Here is a 15,634-nt window from a genome sequence, read left to right on the forward strand (position 1 = left end):
CGACAGTCGAGCGCGATGGCCCCCGGGGCGCCTCGGCAGTCCTCGGGCGGACACTCTCGTACTTTGGTGGTTGCTCAGTACGTCGAGCACCGCTTGGGCTCAGCCACGTGGAGGCGATGCCTGGGGATGCGAGCCCGCCGGTCCTGGGGCCGGGTCAGGCGGCCGGGTGGGCGGTGTGGTTGCGGCCCGAGCCGGATCGGCGGACGTCCCGGGCGGCCAGGGCGATCATGACGGCGGGAATGAGGACGTCGTTGGCCAGAATGCCACCCGTGTTTCCGGCGGAGTGGTCACCGTGGGCGAACCACTGGTAGACGTGCCCGACGGCGGCTCCCCAAAGAAACGCGGCAGCCGCCAGCCCGCTCGTGAGGCGCTCGCGGGGTGGCGCGGACGCGGCGCGGAAGCCCAGCACGGCGAGGCCGAGGTTGGCGAAGGCGATCTCGAACTGGAACGGCGAGTGGGCGAAGCCGATGGTGTCGGCCATGACGGTCGGGGCCGCCAGGAACGAGATCGTGACATACAGGCTTCCGATGCCGAGAGCACCTACGGCCCACCACCGCTGCCAGATCTCCGCCGTCGATCGGTCCGGGCCGCGGCGACGGCAGCTCAGCATGGCCCCGAGGGCGGGCACCAGCATGAAGAGCAGCGGAAACGTGGTCTGAACAGCGTACGGGAGGTTGTCCATGACCCGAGTGTTGCATGGTTAATATTAACGACGCAACAATCAGGTAGAGTGGACGCATGGACGAAGGACTGGCAGAGCTTCTCTACCGCGTGGTCATGCTGATGGGCGAGGCGGCCAGGCGCCGCGCCGACCCCGACCAGCGCCTCTCCCACAGCCAACTGCGGTTGCTGGGAACCCTTGAGGAGATCCAGCCCGCCACACAGCACCAGCTCGCCGAGGCCCTGGCCCTGTCCGACCCCGCCATCAGCCGCGCCCTGCGCCCACTGGAAGCGGAGGGGTATGTGACGATCGCCGTCGACCCCGCCCATCGGCGCCGACGCCTGGTCTCCCTCACGCCAATGGGCCAGGACACCTTCCTGGCCGAGGGCAAGCCGCTGGAGGAGGAGCTCCGCACCGCCCTCGTGCAGGCCGGTTTCCCGTACGAGCGCTACCTCGCGGACACCTACCGGCTCGCCGAACTGCTGACACCCGCGCAACCACGGCGCGCGACCACGACCCGGCGGCCGGACGACACACCGGAACCGGATGGGGCGGGACCGGTATGAGTCAGGGGTGCTCCAGCGCGAAGTCGCCACGCGCCTGGCACCACCCGACTCACCTGGGCTGCCGGTCGGTGCTCTGCCCCCGACTCGGCAACCTACAGCCGCTTGCGCCGCGCATGAGCGTGTCCATGTGAGGGCGCACTCATGCGCGGCGGTTGCCCGTACCGGGGCGGTCAGTAACCGGAGTTGACGTTGTCGATGGAACCGTAGGTGTGAGCGGCGTAGTTGCAGGCCGCGGTGATGTTGGCCACGGGTTCGAAGATGTCCCACGCCGTTCCGGCGATGTGGTACCTGCGGAACGTGGGATCGATGATCTGGAGCAGCCCCTTGGAGGGGGTGCCGGCGCGGGCGTTGGAGTCCCAGTTGTTGACGGCCCTGGGGTTGCCTCCCGACTCGCGTTTGATGTTGCGCAGGATGCCGGCGTAGGACCCGGGGATGTGCTTGGACCTCATGATGGTCAGCGCATTGCCGATCCACCGGTCCATGACGCGGGAGGACACCTGCGGTGTGATTGCGGGATGGGGGGCAGCGGCGGCCGGGGGAGCGGTGTTCAGGGTGAGTGTCGCCGTCGTGACGATGGCGACGACACCGGCTGCGGACATCGCACGCAGACGGGCAGGCAGGCAGGTCAGGGCAGGTGTGAACGCAGACATGATGGGGGCCTTCCAGCACGAGGTGGGTGAACAGCGGCCTCGACTCAAACCTCTTGAGATGCAAGGAGGTTGGTCCAGAGAAACCGTGTGTGCACATGGTGGGCAACCCTGAAGGTGGTCTGCAAGGGCGCACGCACTGTCGTGCTCCGTAGCAACCCTCTTGAGGGGGAGGGAAGTTTCAGGAGGGGTGGAGGTGTATCCCTGCTGTCGCGAGCCGTGGGTGTTCCCCGCCGTATGCGGTGCTTCACATCGTCGGTGATGTGTTCATGGGATACGTCACGATCGCAACATGCTTGTGGCGGAATGGGGTTGGGAGGTCGGTCAGGTTGTTCCGTCCGCCGACGCACACCCTCGGTTTGCGCTCACACGTAGGTTCGTTGGGGGGTGTCGGAGCGGTTGGAGGCGCGGTGATTCTCGATCGGACCGCTGTAGGTGTGGTGGCTGAGCCTGTCCCTGCCCGCAGATCGGCTGACTGCGAGGGTGGATGCCGGAGGGGATCGTCGCGGTCCCCTCCGGCCCAGGCCGGCGTTTCTCTGCAGGGCCTCGAAGGTTGACGCGCGCGGAAGACACCGATTTGCTGGCCCGATGAACGACCTTCGTGTTCAAACGGTGGACGACGACGCCTCGATCCGCGATTGGCAGTACGTCCACAACGTGATCATCCCCGGCGATGAACTGTCACTCGACGACGTCCGGACCCGCACTGGCCGCAACCTCATGGAGGTCGTCTACGTCGGCGACGCCCTGGTCGGCTGCACCACCGTCCGCCCACCCACCATGGACAACGGCGCCACCGCAACGGTCATCGTCCGGGTCCTGCCCGAACACCGCCGCCGCGGCCTCGGCGCTCGACTTTACGAGCGCGCCCTGGGCCAGGCCCGCGCGCTGGACGCCGAGGTGATCGAGACCGTGGTGCTGGCGTCCAACCCGGACGGGCTGCGCTTCGCCGAACGGCATGGGTTCATCGAGCTCGAACGCTATCTGCTGCGCGAGGGCGATACCGTGCCGTGGATCGATCTGCGTCTGAGCTGACCCGCGAGACACAGCCCCACTTCCAGCGGGTACTACCAAACACCTGGCGCGCGTGGTGGACATCCGCTTCGCGCGACTGCGACTGGGCTGTTCCGTCGGTGCCCGCTGGAACACCGTCGACCGGAACAGCGTCCCCGGGACCTCGGCGATGACGAGCTCCTGGTCGCTCGCCTTGCCTCGCCTTGTGTCAGTGGCTGGGATGTTCCGTGAAGTCCGTGTCGCGTCGACACAGGGCAGGCATCCTGTCTGCGGGCTGATGGGTCCAGTTTCCCGGCGTGTACGGCCACACGGAAGGGCGTCAGATGAACAGGGCTTCCCAGACACTCGCCACCGGCATGCTGACCGCTGTCCTTCTGTCGGGCGGTGCAGCCGCGGCGGACCAGCAGACGCCCGCGGGACCGCACGCGTGGTCGGACTGTCCGCGGGCCACCTGGTGCATGTGGGACGGAGACAACGCCGTCGGCGACATCTACAGCGACTCCAACGAGCCCAAGTACAACCCGGACCTCACGGAGTACGGATGGAACGACCGGGCCAACTCCGTCGTGAACAATTCCACTCGGAACATCTGCGTCTACTGGGACAAGAACTACGGCGGCAATTACGTGCGCATCGCAGCCGGGGGCAAGGTGAACCTCCCGGTCTCCTGGCGCAACCGCGTGAGTTCGTACCGCCAACTACCTTCCGGTGTCAGTAGTTGCGTGTACGACTGATGTGAGGGCACGCACGCTCCAAAGGTGGCGCGGCGCTGCCTGTTCTTCAGGCGACCACGCCTGGCTCGCGCCGGAGCCGCCCCTGACCCGCGCTGCCGTCACGGCTCACAGAACCTCTCAGAGCGCCTTCCGTCGGCTGCCCGCAGCTGCGAGCGGCGGGCCCTTGTCGTCGATGCCTTCTTCGATCCCGCCGACGCGATCATCGTCGTGCCCAGCCTGATCCGGCAGGCTCGGCGCAACAGTGGCCCCGGCGGCCCGCGCTCTGCGTAGCCGGGTTCTGATCCGCCCTCCCCGCTGGTACGCCCCGTCCACGCCGCACAGGACCAATGCGTCCTGCACGGCAGAGGACACAGGTATGTGCGCCGCCCCGGATGCGCCGTGCATCCACGCCCTGCGGCGGCAAGCCGTCCCCCGGCCAGCGCCCGGCCCCTCGTCGGCACCTCTGCGTCGCGTTCCGCAGCAGCAATCACGGGCAGGGCCCGAAGTGGACCCAGGTCTTGCTCTTCTGGACCCCCGTCGGAGCGTATTGTCCGCGGACAATACGCTCCGCTCACCGGGACTCCACCTCGCTGACCTCGTACTTCCTCTCCACTTCCATGCGGACAACTCGTCCTCCATACCGGACAACTGATCCTCCGTTACAAGATCGGTCGCGGCGTCGCAGACCGGGGCGCCCCATCCGATCGGCCGGAATTCAGAGACCGCAAGCAGAAGAGACCGCAAGCAGAGAGGTGAATGACATGACGCTGGAACTGCTGGACAGGGCAGCCGTGGAGGAGAGCTTCGACATCGAGGTCGACTTCTCCGGCCTGGAGCGGGTCGAGGCGCCCGAACTCGGCGGGAGCACGGGGATCGCCTGCGCCAACACGGTGCCGTGCTGTGTGTCGCAGTCTCCGACGAGCTGTGGCCAGACGTACGGGCGCGGCGTGTCGATGTGTCCGACCTGCTGAGCGCACTGCCGTGAGCGGTGACTAGCGGGCCGGGTGCCGGACGGGGAGACGACCGTCCGGCACCCGGGCCGGGCCGCATACCGGGCCGCGGGAACGCGCGGCCGTACACCGGTGGACTTCTCTCGTGGGCGGGTGAGCATGCAACGCATTGGCAGGGGCGGACGGCGCGGGTCCGGGGCCGGCGACGAACAGTGCGGGGACGGGTCCGCGAGCGAGCGGGAGCTGTTCGGGTCCCGGCTGCGGCTGGACGGTGGCTACACCGCCCACGAACTGGCCGGAGCGCACGCGCGCACCTTCTCCGTGCTCGCGGGGCTGCCCTCGTTCCTGCGGGCGTCGGCCGTGCTGGCCTGGGAGGCCGGGCGCGGCCGGGCCGCTGCCCTGGCCGTCGTCGAGGTGACCCGTGGCGGCATCGCGGCGCTGGGGCTGGTGGCCGCCAACGCCCTGCTGATGCGGCTGTTCGCGGGCGGTGACGTGGGGGACCGGCTGAGAGAGGCGCTGCCCTCGATGGGGTGGCTGCTCGCGATGGCCGCGCTCACGACCGCTTTGGCCGCCGCCTCGACGACGCTGTCGGGCGGCCTGGAGCCCCAGGTCGAGCGCCGGGCGATGCTCCGGTTGCTGCGCCGGACCGCGCGGGTGGAACTCGCGGCCATGGAGTCGGGCGACTTCCAGCGGCTGCTGCACTCCGCGCAGCGCGGCACGGTGGCCGCGCGGCAGATGACCAAGAACAGCCTCCAGGTCCTGCACGCCCTGGTGGTGTTCGCCTCCGCCGCCGTGGTGCTGACCGCCCTGCACCCCGTACTGCTCCCGCTGCTGCTGGCCGCCGCGCTGCCCAAGGGGTGGGGAGCGGCCCGTTCGGCCCGGCGTTCCTACCGCTCCACCCAGACGTGGCTGGAGCAGGCCCGCCGCAACCAAGTGCTCGCGCACCTGCTGCTCGACCGGGCGAGCGCCCCGGAGCTGCGGGTGCACGGGGCGGCGGAGTACCTGGTGGAGTCCTTCGACCGCATGTCGCGAGAGGCGGCCGGGGAGCAGGCCCGCCTGTCCCGGGCCGCCGCGGCCACCACGGCGCTGGCGAGCGCGTGCGCCGGGCTCGCGGCGGCCGGGGTGTACGGGCTCTTGGTCCTCATGGTGATGGGGGACTGGATCCCGCTGGCGGCGGCCGGGACCGCCGCGATCGCGGTCCGCACGGCCACCGCGCAACTGGACTCGCTCGTCCAGCAGGTCAATTTCATCTACGAACAGGCCCTTTTCTACGCGGACTTGGAGACGGCCTGCCGTACCGCCGACGAGCGTCGGATGCCCCAGGGCGGTCAGCCGGTACGGGCGGCGCCCGCGGTCATCAGTCTCAGCGAGGTGTCCTTCCGTTACGCGGGCGTGGCCGCGCCGGCCCTGGACGGGGTGTCCCTGGAGATCACCAAGGGGCAGATCGTGGCGCTGGTCGGGCCGAACGGGGCGGGCAAGACGACGCTGTCCCGGCTGCTGTGCGGGCTGTACACCCCCGAGCGTGGCAGCGTCCGCTGGGACGGCCGTGATCTGCGCTCCCTGCGCCGCGCCGACATCCACGAACGGATCGCCCTGGTCTCGCAGACCTTCACCCAGTGGCCGTTCACCGCCCGTACCAACATCGCCATCGGGCGCCCGCGGGCCCGTACCGACACCGCGCGGCTGGTGCGCGCCGCGGCCGACAGCGGGTTCGCGGACGTCGTCGAGCGGCTGCCGCAGGGCTGGGAGACGCTGCTGGCCCCCGAGTTCGTCGGCGGTGTCGAGTTGTCCGGCGGCCAGTGGCAGCGCGTGGCCCTGGCGCGCGCCGCCTTCCGCGACGCCGACATCCTCGTCTACGACGAACCGACCGCCGCCCTGGACCCCCAAACCGAGATCGAGTTCTTCGACCGCATCCGTGAGCTCGCCTGTGGCGGGCAGACCGTCGTCCTGGTCACCCACCGGCTGGCGTCCGTGCGCCACGCCGACCAGATTTTCTTCCTCGACCAGGGGCGGCTGGCCGAATCCGGATCGTTCACCGAACTGCTGGAGCGCGAGGGCCGGTTCGCCCGGCTGTACCGGATGCAGGCGGAGCAGTACGCCGCCGTGCCCCGCTCCCGGGCCGACACAGCCGTGTCACCCGCGGACAGCGCACCCGCATCAGCCCAGGAATCCCAGAAGGAAGGGAACCGTGTTGCCTGAGCCCGTCTTTCGTGGCCTGCCGGACCTGTTGATCCGGCTCGCCGTCGCCCCCGCGTCCGCCGCGGAGCCGGTCTCCGCCGCGCCACCGTCGGCGTCCCGCGCGGACCGTGACGCCCAGCTGCGCCGACTGCTCGCCGATCCGGTGCTGCGCGAGGCGATCGAGGTGTCCAGCGGCTCGCTGACGCACACGCTGGAGCGGCTGGAGCGCGGCGAGGCCCTCGACGACCGCGCGCTGGAGCGGGCCCTGCATTCCGCGACCCGGTATCTCCTGCGGATGGCCCAGCGCCCCACCCCGTTCGGCCTGCAAGCCGGAGTGGCGGCGGCCACGCCAGGTGAGCGGGCGTGTTTCCGGCTCGGCGGGGCGCACCGCAAAGGGGTGTGGCCCGACGCCGAGTGGGCCGCCCGGGTGGCCGACGCCCGTCTGAAGGACCCCTCGGCACGCGGCACGGTACGGGTCATCACCAGCAACCTGTGCACCGAGCGCGGCGCCCGGCTCGTCCTGCCGAGCACCCGCACGCCCGGCGAGCGCGGCACCGATCTCGCCACCGGCGAGATCGCCGTCGCCCGCAGCAAGCTCACCGACCATCTGCTGCGCACCGCCCGCGCGCCGATCACTCTCGCGGAACTCGTGGACGACGCCACCCGCCGTTTCCCGCAGGCCCCGGCCGGTGCCCTCGACCGTGCCGTCGACACCCTGGTCGCCGAGGGCTTCCTGCTGTGCGACGGCCGCCCGCGCCAACACGACACCGCGGACGCCGTGGCCGCCCTCGCACCAGAGGCGGCCACATGCCTGCGGGCCTATGCCGATGCGCCGTTGGGCACGGGGCAGCAGGCGTGGCGGGCCGCCGTGGGCGCGCTGGACGCCATCGCGCCGCACGGCACCCGCCAGCCCCTCCACGTCGTCCTGGCCATGGACGCCGAGGTGACCGTGCCCGCCGAGGTCGTGGCCGAGGCCGAGCGCGCGGCGACCGCGCTGTGGCGGATGGCGCCCCAAACGCGCGGCCCCCTGCATCTGACGCAGTATCACAAGGAGTTCCTGGAGCGGTACGGAGCCGAGCGGCTCGTCCCCGTACAGGAACTGCTCGACCCGGTGACCGGCCTCGGCGCTCCGGCCGGGTATCTGCTGCCGCCTTCCGCACGATCCGACGTCGAGGTGCGGTCCGCACGCGAGCGCGACGACCTGCTGGGCGACCTGGTCTCGCGGGCCTTCCACGCGGGCCGGGACGAGATCGTCCTGGACGAGGAGACCGTGGCCGCCCTCTCCTTCGACGACATCCACAGCCGCCCGCCCGCCCTCGACCTGTTCGGCCAACTCCACGCCGCCGACTGCGACGCGCTCTCCGACGGGGACTTCACCCTGGTCCTCGGACCCGCCTGCGGCTCCCACAGCGCCGGGGCCATCTCGGGGCGGTTCTGGGAGGTGACGGGAAGCGGCCCGGTCGTGCGTCCGGTGCTGGGTTCGCGGGCCGGCCGCGAGGAGCCGGTGGCGGCGCGGCTCGTCTTCCGGCCCGTGCTGCCCCGATCGGCCAACATCTCCCGGGTCCCGCTGCCGGGCCTGCCCAAGATCGTGGTCGGGGAGTTCGACGACACCGCCGATCCCACCGGGTCCGAGTCGATACCCCTCGACGACCTGGCCGTACGCGCGAGCTTCGAGGGCTTCCAGCTGCTGCGCCGCTCCAGCGGCCAGCAGATCGCCGTCGTCGTGCCGCACGCACTCGACCTGTCCACCTCGGCCCCCAACATCGCCCGGTTCCTGGCCGAGTCGCAGCACGTGGGTCTGCACGCCTGGACCCCGTGGTACTGGGGCCGTCTGGAGGTCCTGCCCCATCTGCCACGGGTCCGCTACGGCAGGAGCGTCCTCAACCCGGCGCGCTGGCGTCCCACCCCGCAGCTCGCCGACGCGGCCCAGGAGCCGGCCCGCTGGCCCGCCGCCCTGGACGAGTGGCGGTGCGCCTTCCGCGTACCCGAACACGTCCTGGTCGCCGTCTCCGACAAACGCCTCGACGTGGACCTCACCCACCACCTGCACCGCGAACTGTTCCGCCACGAACTGGCGCGCCGCCCGGACCTGGCGGTGTTCGAGTCGGTGGGCGACCGGCACAACCGGTTCGGCTGGTCCGCAGGTCACGCCAACGAGATCGTGTTCCCCCTGGTGCCCCGCGCCGACGGGCCCGTACCCAGCCCGGCGCCCCGCATCGCGGCACGGCCCCGGCACGACAGGCCCACCCACCACATCGGGGGCGCCTGGCTGTCCGCGAAACTCCTCACCCCGCCGCCCGAGCACGAGCACCTCCTCACCCGTGAACTGCCCGTCCTGCTGGGCGAGTTGGACGAGTCGGTCAGAAGCTGGCACTTCGTGCGGTACGCCGACCCGGAACCGCACCTCAGACTCCGCGTCGAGGCACGCGAGGGCGCGGGATCCACCGATCTGCTGCCCGCCTTCCACGACTGGACCCGCCGCCTGTACGCGGAGGGGCTCATCCGTGACGCATCCCTGCACACCTTCGCCCCCGAAGCCGAACGGTACGGCGGCGACCAGGCCCTGGCGAGCGCCCTGGAGGTGTTCCACACCGACAGCGTGGTCGTCGTCACCCAGCTCCAGCACACGGTTCGCGGACGGCTGCGCACGGCACGCGAAGTGCTGGCCGCCGCCACCTGCGCCGACCTCCTCAAGGCCGCACTCGGCGGCTCATGGGCCGACTGGGCGCTGAACCGGCTCACCTGGCCGGCGACCGCGACCGTACGCCCCTACCGCCGCGAGGCCATGGCGCTCATCGACCCGGACGCCACCACCGGCACCTGGCCCGACCATCCCGGTCTGCAAGGGCTGCGCGACGCCTGGGCGCACCGGGCGGCGGCGATGGCCGCCCACGCGCGGGCCATCGACGAGACCGGGCCGGGCACAGCCGTGCGCGACCGCGCGCTCAGCGGCGTCCTGCACATGCATGTGAACCGCGCCCTGGGCCTGACCCGGGAGGGGGAGAGCCTGACCTACGCCGTACTGCGCGACAGCATCCGCTCGCACCGCGCCCGGACGAACCACCTCCGCACGGACCGTATCGGCCACCAGAGGAGGGCCGGGGCATGACGACCGCGACCCGCGCGGCCCAGGAAGTCCAGGACATCGCTCAGCGGCTGCGCGACCCCGACCACGTGCGGGCGGTCATGGCCGCGCAGGACGCCGCGACACCCCCGCCCGGCGGCGAACCGGTCGCCACCTGGAGCCCCACCTCCCTGGCCTCCGGCTACCCCGCGCTCGCCCTCTTCTACGGCGAACTGGCACGCCACGACTCCGCCTACCGGGGCACCACCCACCGCTACCTGGGCCTCGCGGTCGACGCGCTGCGCAGGGCACCGCACCACAACGGCCTCTACAGCGGCTTCGGCGCGGTGGCCTTCGCCGCCGAATGCGCCGCCCACGGCACCTCCGACTACACGTCCCTGCGCGGCACACTGCGTACGAGCCTGGGCTCGGCCGCCCGCACGGCCCTGGCCCGGGAGACGCGCCGCCTGGACGACGGCGTTCCCGCCGACGGCTTCCGCGCGTGGGATCTCATCACCGGCCTGACCGGACTGGGCTGCTGCCTGCTGACCCAGGGGGACCCGGACACCGAGGCCCTGCACGGAGTGCTCACGGCTCTGGTGCGGCTGACCGATCCGCTGGTCGTCGACGGCACACCCTTCCCCGGCTGGTGGGTCACCTCCCAGCCCTCGTCCGTGCCGCAGCCCGCCTTCCGCGGCGGTCACGCCAACCTCGGCCTGGCCCACGGCATCCTCGGTCCGCTCGCCCTGCTCAGCCTCGCCTGGGAGCAGGGGCATCGCGTAGCGCGGCAGGAGGAGGCGGTCCACACGGTGATGGAGTTCTTCGCGCAGGCGGAGGAGCGGGACGAGGAAGGACCGTACTGGCCGCGCTGTCTGCCCCGCACCCGCTTCACCGCCTCCGCCGCCGGGCCGCCGACTGTTGCCACCACCGCTTCCCCGCTGCCCGGCCCGTCCTGGTGCTACGGCACCCCCAGCCTCGCCCACACCTTCCACCTCGCGGCCCGCGCCTTCGCCCGCCCCGACTGGTCCGCGCGGGCAGGCGAGGCGCTGCGCGCGATGCTGCGGCGCCCGCACGAGGCGGGCGCGGTCATCGAACCGGGGCTGTGCCACGGCTGGTCCGGAATCGAGCACGTCATGCGCTGCCTGCACACCCATAGCCCCGACCCGGAGGTGGCCGAGGCGGCCAACGCTGCCGGGGCGTGTCTCCGGGCCGCCCGCGATCCCGAAGCGCCGTTCCTCTACCCCGTCCCCAACCCCCGCCTGGGCCGCAGCTACCACCTGCCCGGCTTCCTGGGCGGCACCGCCGGAATCGGCCTGGCCCTGCTGGCCGGCGAGAACGCGCAGCGCGCCCACACGCCGTGGCAACGGGCGCTGCTGCTGGGGTGAGTGGCGCCGGCGCATGCCCGGCCGCTCTCGCCCGGAGAGTGCGGGCGGTTCATTCCGTCGACGGCGTCGGTGAGGACCGCCTTGAAGCGCTGCGGCTCGTTGTCGCGGGTGACCTGTTCGCCCTCCCCCGTACGTACTGGCCACAGCGTTCCCCGGCGGACAGTGAAGTGCATCGGCGCCGGAGGCAACAGTGCCTTCCACGCCAACAACGGTGGTCATCCCGTCCACCCGGTGTGGTGCAGCCAGTCCTCAAAGGTCATCAGGCCGGGGTGCAGGCGGCGCAGGAGGTTGATGTCCCGGTCTCGGGCGTAGAGGTCACGGTCGGCGAAGAACTGGAACATCGCCGCGTAGTCGTGGCTGAAGTCGGGGACGACTGCGTGCAGATCGGCGTGCGGCATCGGGACGTAGGTGCTCGGGGTGCCCGTGACCCGGGTGAACGTGGCGGCGATCTCGTTGCCGGTGAGGCTGTCGCCGATCACCGCGAGGTCGCGGGCGCCCCAGGACTGCCAGTTGTCGAACATGTGGCCCGCGAACCAGGCGATGTCGTCGAGCGCTACGAGCGGGTAGCGGGCGGCGCCGAGTGGGAGCCGGAAGGCCAGGCCGCCCCGGCCGTCCGGCTGGGGGGTGAGCCGGTGCCGCAGGTTCTCGAAGTAGGGCGCCGTGGTCAGTACCGAGACGTGGTGCGTGTACCAGCCGTCGGCCTCCTTGCGGAGCATCTCCTCGGACCGCATCAGGTTGATGTGGGCGGTGACGGCGGCTTTGCTGTCGAAGTGGGGGACGGGGCGGCCGGTCAGGGACACCGCGCTGTCCAGCGAGGACCAGAGGAAACGCTCCACCCCGGCCTGCTCCGCCGCGGCCAGCAACTCCAGCCCTTGGCGGTACTCGCCCACGGCGCTGCCCGTCGCGAAGAAGTCGGTGTTGGCGAACACGCTGTCCGCCTGCCCGAGGAGGACCGGGAGGGTCGCCGGGTCGGAGCGGACCACTCGCACGCGGCCGGGTGCGGTGGCGGCGAGTTCGGTGGCGTGGGCGGACTCCGGGTGGCGGGTGGGGACGGTGATGGTGGCGTCGGTGGTGGCCAGGAGGTGGTGGATCACGTGGCGGCCCATGGCTCCGGTGCCGCCGACGACGAGGACGCGGGTCATGACGTTGTTCCTTGGTGGGTGAGGACGTGTTCGGCCACCTGGGCGTGGGTGGCGACCCAGACGTCGTCGGACGCACGGATGTGGTCGAGGATCTGGCTGGCCATGCCCGCGAGGAGCGGTCGGCCCCCGACGTGGGCATGAAGGGTCAGGTGGAAGACGCCGGGGCCGGGGGCGGCGAGCAGCTGGTCCAGCAGCTCTCGGTGCAGGTCGCGGTAGACGTACGGGCCGGCTGCGGTGTCGCGTACGTCGGAGTGGTCGCTGTGCATGAGGGAGACCAGGGGACCGTGAGCGGTGGGCAGGACCTGCGGGAGGTCGTGGTCGCTGTGGTCGCCGCTCCAGCGGTATCCGGCCTCGGCGAGCAGCTCGGCGGTGCGCCGGGAGCCGGTGGCGCGCGGGCTCAGCCACCCCGTGGGTCGCACGCCCGTGACCTGGTGAAGGACGTCGGTGCAGCGATGGATATTGGTCCGCTCGGCCTCGATGTCGAGCGACGCGGGCACCACGTCCTGGGCCCAGGAGTGCGCGGCGATCTCGTGGCCGGCCTCGTGCGCGGCCCGGACGGCCGCGGGGTGCCGCTCGGCCACCAGTCCGCTGACGCCGACGGTGGCGGGCAGGTCACCGAGGACGTCGAGCAGTCGCCAGATGCCGGTGGTGACGCCGTAGTTGGCCCAGGAGGTGCTGTGCGTGTCGTCGTCGCCGGGCAGTGGCCACGCCGCGGCCATCGGCGCGTAGGCGGGCCAACGGCCCGGTGACCACAGCTCCAACGCGACGGTGACCAGCGCGACGACCTTGTGTCCGCCGGGCCATTGAATCTCTGCTCTCATGTGCATCCCCTGATCGGTGGCTTTCGCCGTGACGCTAATGAGGCGCCAGTTACCTGGAGGTTCCTGGCGGCGGGCTACCGTCGGGGGATGCGTGCGTACTCCGGAAGCGTCTTCCTCGCCGACTGCCCGGCCCGGCTGGCGATCGAGATCATCGCTGACAAGTGGGCCGTGGTGGTGCTGTTCGCCCTGAGCCGACAACCGTGCAGACACGGCGAGTTGGTGGATCTGATCGGCGGAATCTCGCGGAAGGTGCTGACCCAGACGCTGCGGCGGTTGCAGGGGTACGGCCTGGTCGACCGCCACGCCGGGGCCGGGAAGGCCGAGTACGTGCTGACCGACTTGGGCCGGACGCTGGTGGAGCCGATCGCCGTGCTGACGGAGTGGGCTCACGTGCACGGTGCGGCCGTGGTGGAATTCCAGGAGTCCGAAGCGGACCCGGTTTAGCGTCCACGGACCCTGGGGCTCGATGCCCGGTCCGCCCGGGGCCCTGGCCCGGCGCACGGAGCTGCGGTGGGCCTCGGCCAGAGCGGAGGCCGGGGTTGCCCGTGCTACCGCGCTGACGTGTGTGCCGCGCGCTCAGGGCGAATGCGCTGGCTGAGGAAGAGGGCGGCGCGGTCCAGTGCCTCGTCCGCCTCGTCCAGGATGCCGGCGAACGACTGGAACACGTGCGGCACGTCGGCGGTGATGTCCAGAATGACGTCCACCCCGGCCGCCCTCGCACGGGTGGCGAGGCGCGTGGAGTCGTCCAGCAGGATCTCGTTCGTGCCCGCCTGGATCAGCAGTGGCGGGAAGCCGGTCAGGTCGGCGAGGACAGCCGGGCTGAGCAGGGGCTGGTGGGGGTCGGCCCCGGCGAGGTACATGGCCCCGGTACGTTCAAGGGCTGCGCGGGTGAAGATCGGGTCGATGCCCTCCTTGGTGTGCATGCTCTCGCCCGTGCGGGTGGCGTCGAGGCCGGGGGAGAACGCCACGACGGCCGCGGGCAGGGGCAGCTCCGCGTCCCGGGCGGCGAGGCAGGTGGTGATGGTGAGGCCGCCACCGGCGGAGTCTCCGGCGAACGCGATGGTCGACGGGTCGGTGCCGCTGTCGAGGAGGTTGCGATACGCGCTCAGGGTGTCGTCGAGTGCGGCCGGGAAGGGGTGCTCGGGGGCCAGCCGGTAGTCGAGCGAGTACGACTGGAAGCCGGTCCTGGCCACGAGATGTCCCGTGAGCGACAGGGCGGTCTCGGGGGAGCCGAACACGAAGCCGCCGCCGTGGAAGTACAGGATCGTCCCGGCTCGGGGAGTGTCGTTCGGTTCGACATGCAGGGCGGGCCGGTCGCCGAGCGTCGTCTGCGTGGTGCGGATGGTGTCGGGCACGCTCATCTGGGCCATCAGCGCCGCGAATCCGGTGCGGAGCTCCTCGACGGACCGGGGGCCTTCGGGCCGCGGCTGCCGCATCATGGCGTCGATCCGGGCGCGCTGTTCCTTGCTCATGGGTGCACTCCTGCCGTAGGTAGCTTCCCGTACACTATATGCCGTGGCATCTAAATTGAGCAGTGAGACCGTCGACCTCCCTGGATTCTTCGCCGACTTGGTCAGGTGCGAGACGCGTCTGTACAACGCGCTCAACGACCGTCTGCGCGAGCGGCACGCAATCGTCACCTCGCAGTACGAGTTCCTGCGCTACCTGCGCGAGCACCCCGGATCCCGCGTGGCGGACCTCGCTGCCGAGTTCGCCATCGGCGTCGGGGCGACCAGCAAGGGCGTCGACCGCCTGGAGAAACAGGGATGTGTCGTGCGGCAGCCCAATCCGTCCGACCGCCGGTCCTCCCTGCTGGCCCTGACCGGCGACGGCTCGCGGCTCGTCGACGCTGCGGAGAAGACCTTCACCGAGGGACTCGCCGAACTGATCGGGGACACGCTCGACGGCTCAGCTGCCTCGGCCGCCGCCCACGCCCTCGCCACGCTGCGCTCCGCGCTCGAACACCACCAGATCGGCACGCCCACGGGCTGACGGGCAACGTCCTGGCCCCCCGGGCGAACGGTGGTGGCCGGCCCGCACCGGCGCGAACGGGAGGCCCGTGAGCGTCTGACCACGTGGCGGAGCCCCGTGCGTACCGCGACGCGGCGGTACGCACGGGGCTCCTCGGCGAGAACGCCTGCCTTACGCCTTGATGTTGACGACCTTCATCTCCAGCGGGTACCCGGACGAGCCGCAGTTGAGCGTGGACGCCTTCTCCTGGCCGAGCTTGCGGTAGCCCTGGTCACCCTTGTAAGGACCGTTCACGCCGCCCGGACCGCCGCACTTGGCCTGCACGTACCAGGTCCCGTTGCCCGACGTACACCAGCCCACGGCCACGTGGTCGCTGTTGTGCGAGACGTACGCCTTGCAGCCCGTCGGGCCGACCGCCGCGCTCGCCGAGGGGGCCGCGCCCAGCATCACACCGGCCGCCAGCAGCCCCACCGCAGAGGCCACGCCGCCCAGCTTCTTCATCCTGTCGTTCATGTGTTCCCA

At 71.2% G+C, this 15,634-nt stretch carries 15 protein-coding genes; 9 read left to right on the forward strand and 6 right to left on the reverse strand.

The window, feature by feature from the left end; genetic code table 11:
• Window positions 1–154 precede the first annotated feature (154 nt).
• Window positions 155–682, reverse strand: a complete 528-nt coding sequence (locus AB5J87_RS35565; RefSeq protein ID WP_369382879.1) for a DUF6790 family protein — start codon at window positions 680–682, stop codon at window positions 155–157.
• Between the two features lie 56 nt (window positions 683–738).
• Here AB5J87_RS35565 and AB5J87_RS35570 point away from each other — a divergent pair, with 56 nt between their 5' ends.
• A complete protein-coding gene (locus tag AB5J87_RS35570) occupies window positions 739–1,227 on the forward strand; it encodes a MarR family winged helix-turn-helix transcriptional regulator (protein ID WP_369382880.1) in 489 nt (162 codons plus the stop codon).
• A 170-nt stretch (window positions 1,228–1,397) separates the two neighbouring features.
• Here the strand turns inward: AB5J87_RS35570 and AB5J87_RS35575 are convergent, their stop codons facing one another.
• Entirely contained in the window at window positions 1,398–1,826 is a 429-nt protein-coding gene (locus AB5J87_RS35575) for a transglycosylase SLT domain-containing protein (RefSeq protein WP_369382881.1), read from the reverse strand.
• 636 nt (window positions 1,827–2,462) lie between these two features.
• Here AB5J87_RS35575 and AB5J87_RS35580 point away from each other — a divergent pair.
• The 6 genes from AB5J87_RS35580 to AB5J87_RS35605 all read left to right on the forward strand — a co-directional run bounded on the left by AB5J87_RS35580 (window position 2,463) and on the right by AB5J87_RS35605 (window position 11,178).
• Complete coding sequence (locus AB5J87_RS35580; protein WP_369382882.1) at window positions 2,463–2,909, forward strand: GNAT family N-acetyltransferase; 447 nt, start codon at window positions 2,463–2,465, stop codon at window positions 2,907–2,909.
• Between the two features lie 302 nt (window positions 2,910–3,211).
• Window positions 3,212–3,622 (forward strand): peptidase inhibitor family I36 protein, encoded by a 411-nt coding sequence (locus AB5J87_RS35585; protein WP_369382883.1) that lies wholly within the window; start codon window positions 3,212–3,214, stop codon window positions 3,620–3,622.
• A gap of 740 nt (window positions 3,623–4,362) precedes the next feature.
• On the forward strand, window positions 4,363–4,572 hold the full coding sequence (locus AB5J87_RS35590; protein ID WP_190090466.1) for a hypothetical protein: 210 nt from the start codon (window positions 4,363–4,365) through the stop codon (window positions 4,570–4,572).
• A gap of 138 nt (window positions 4,573–4,710) precedes the next feature.
• The gene (locus AB5J87_RS35595; protein ID WP_369382884.1) at window positions 4,711–6,750 is read left to right on the forward strand and encodes an ABC transporter ATP-binding protein; all 2,040 of its coding nucleotides are present in this window, start codon (window positions 4,711–4,713) and stop codon (window positions 6,748–6,750) included.
• Entirely contained in the window at window positions 6,740–9,838 is a 3,099-nt protein-coding gene (locus AB5J87_RS35600; protein WP_369382885.1) for a lantibiotic dehydratase, read from the forward strand. The genes AB5J87_RS35595 and AB5J87_RS35600 overlap by 11 nt, the downstream gene beginning before the upstream one ends.
• A complete protein-coding gene (locus AB5J87_RS35605) occupies window positions 9,835–11,178 on the forward strand; it encodes a lanthionine synthetase C family protein (protein ID WP_369382886.1) in 1,344 nt (447 codons plus the stop codon). The genes AB5J87_RS35600 and AB5J87_RS35605 overlap by 4 nt, the downstream gene beginning before the upstream one ends.
• A gap of 215 nt (window positions 11,179–11,393) precedes the next feature.
• Here AB5J87_RS35605 and AB5J87_RS35610 read toward each other — a convergent pair whose 3' ends face one another.
• Both AB5J87_RS35610 and AB5J87_RS35615 read right to left on the reverse strand, forming a co-directional pair.
• On the reverse strand, window positions 11,394–12,320 hold the full coding sequence (locus AB5J87_RS35610; RefSeq protein WP_369382887.1) for an NmrA family NAD(P)-binding protein: 927 nt from the start codon (window positions 12,318–12,320) through the stop codon (window positions 11,394–11,396).
• Entirely contained in the window at window positions 12,317–13,141 is an 825-nt protein-coding gene (locus tag AB5J87_RS35615; RefSeq protein ID WP_369382888.1) for a polysaccharide deacetylase family protein, read from the reverse strand. Before AB5J87_RS35615 ends, AB5J87_RS35610 begins: the two co-directional genes overlap by 4 nt.
• Before the next feature lie 87 nt (window positions 13,142–13,228).
• Between AB5J87_RS35615 and AB5J87_RS35620 the strand changes: the two genes are divergently transcribed.
• Window positions 13,229–13,585 carry a winged helix-turn-helix transcriptional regulator gene (locus AB5J87_RS35620; protein WP_369382889.1) on the forward strand — a complete coding sequence of 119 codons (357 nt, stop codon included), beginning with the start codon at window positions 13,229–13,231 and terminating at the stop codon, window positions 13,583–13,585.
• Window positions 13,586–13,689: 104 nt separating this feature from the next.
• Here AB5J87_RS35620 and AB5J87_RS35625 read toward each other — a convergent pair whose 3' ends face one another.
• The gene (locus tag AB5J87_RS35625) at window positions 13,690–14,613 is read right to left on the reverse strand and encodes an alpha/beta hydrolase (protein WP_369382890.1); all 924 of its coding nucleotides are present in this window, start codon (window positions 14,611–14,613) and stop codon (window positions 13,690–13,692) included.
• 43 nt (window positions 14,614–14,656) lie between these two features.
• Between AB5J87_RS35625 and AB5J87_RS35630 the strand changes: the two genes are divergently transcribed.
• Entirely contained in the window at window positions 14,657–15,133 is a 477-nt protein-coding gene (locus AB5J87_RS35630) for a MarR family winged helix-turn-helix transcriptional regulator (RefSeq protein ID WP_369382891.1), read from the forward strand.
• Between the two features lie 150 nt (window positions 15,134–15,283).
• On the opposite strand, the gene AB5J87_RS35635 is transcribed toward AB5J87_RS35630, so the two are convergent.
• On the reverse strand, window positions 15,284–15,625 hold the full coding sequence (locus tag AB5J87_RS35635; RefSeq protein WP_369382892.1) for a hypothetical protein: 342 nt from the start codon (window positions 15,623–15,625) through the stop codon (window positions 15,284–15,286).
• Window positions 15,626–15,634: the final 9 nt, after the last annotated feature.

Origin of the sequence: Streptomyces sp. cg36 (assembly GCF_041080675.1) — a bacterium.
In the GTDB taxonomy this organism is placed as follows: Bacteria; Actinomycetota; Actinomycetes; order Streptomycetales; family Streptomycetaceae; genus Streptomyces.

What these genes read in the sequence shown, in the direction of transcription:
- AB5J87_RS35565 (WP_369382879.1), bottom strand. Translation starts at nt 682, where the DNA reads ATGGACAACCTCCCGTACGCTGTTCAGACCACGTTTCCGCTGCTCTTC.
- AB5J87_RS35570 (WP_369382880.1), top strand. Translation starts at nt 739, where the DNA reads ATGGACGAAGGACTGGCAGAGCTTCTCTACCGCGTGGTCATGCTGATG.
- AB5J87_RS35575 (WP_369382881.1), bottom strand. Translation starts at nt 1,826, where the DNA reads ATGTCCGCAGCCGGTGTCGTCGCCATCGTCACGACGGCGACACTCACC.
- AB5J87_RS35580 (WP_369382882.1), top strand. Translation starts at nt 2,463, where the DNA reads ATGAACGACCTTCGTGTTCAAACGGTGGACGACGACGCCTCGATCCGC.
- AB5J87_RS35585 (WP_369382883.1), top strand. Translation starts at nt 3,212, where the DNA reads ATGAACAGGGCTTCCCAGACACTCGCCACCGGCATGCTGACCGCTGTC.
- AB5J87_RS35590 (WP_190090466.1), top strand. Translation starts at nt 4,363, where the DNA reads ATGACGCTGGAACTGCTGGACAGGGCAGCCGTGGAGGAGAGCTTCGAC.
- AB5J87_RS35595 (WP_369382884.1), top strand. Translation starts at nt 4,711, where the DNA reads ATGCAACGCATTGGCAGGGGCGGACGGCGCGGGTCCGGGGCCGGCGAC.
- AB5J87_RS35605 (WP_369382886.1), top strand. Translation starts at nt 9,835, where the DNA reads ATGACGACCGCGACCCGCGCGGCCCAGGAAGTCCAGGACATCGCTCAG.
- AB5J87_RS35610 (WP_369382887.1), bottom strand. Translation starts at nt 12,320, where the DNA reads ATGACCCGCGTCCTCGTCGTCGGCGGCACCGGAGCCATGGGCCGCCAC.
- AB5J87_RS35615 (WP_369382888.1), bottom strand. Translation starts at nt 13,141, where the DNA reads ATGAGAGCAGAGATTCAATGGCCCGGCGGACACAAGGTCGTCGCGCTG.
- AB5J87_RS35620 (WP_369382889.1), top strand. Translation starts at nt 13,229, where the DNA reads ATGCGTGCGTACTCCGGAAGCGTCTTCCTCGCCGACTGCCCGGCCCGG.
- AB5J87_RS35625 (WP_369382890.1), bottom strand. Translation starts at nt 14,613, where the DNA reads ATGAGCAAGGAACAGCGCGCCCGGATCGACGCCATGATGCGGCAGCCG.
- AB5J87_RS35635 (WP_369382892.1), bottom strand. Translation starts at nt 15,625, where the DNA reads ATGAACGACAGGATGAAGAAGCTGGGCGGCGTGGCCTCTGCGGTGGGG.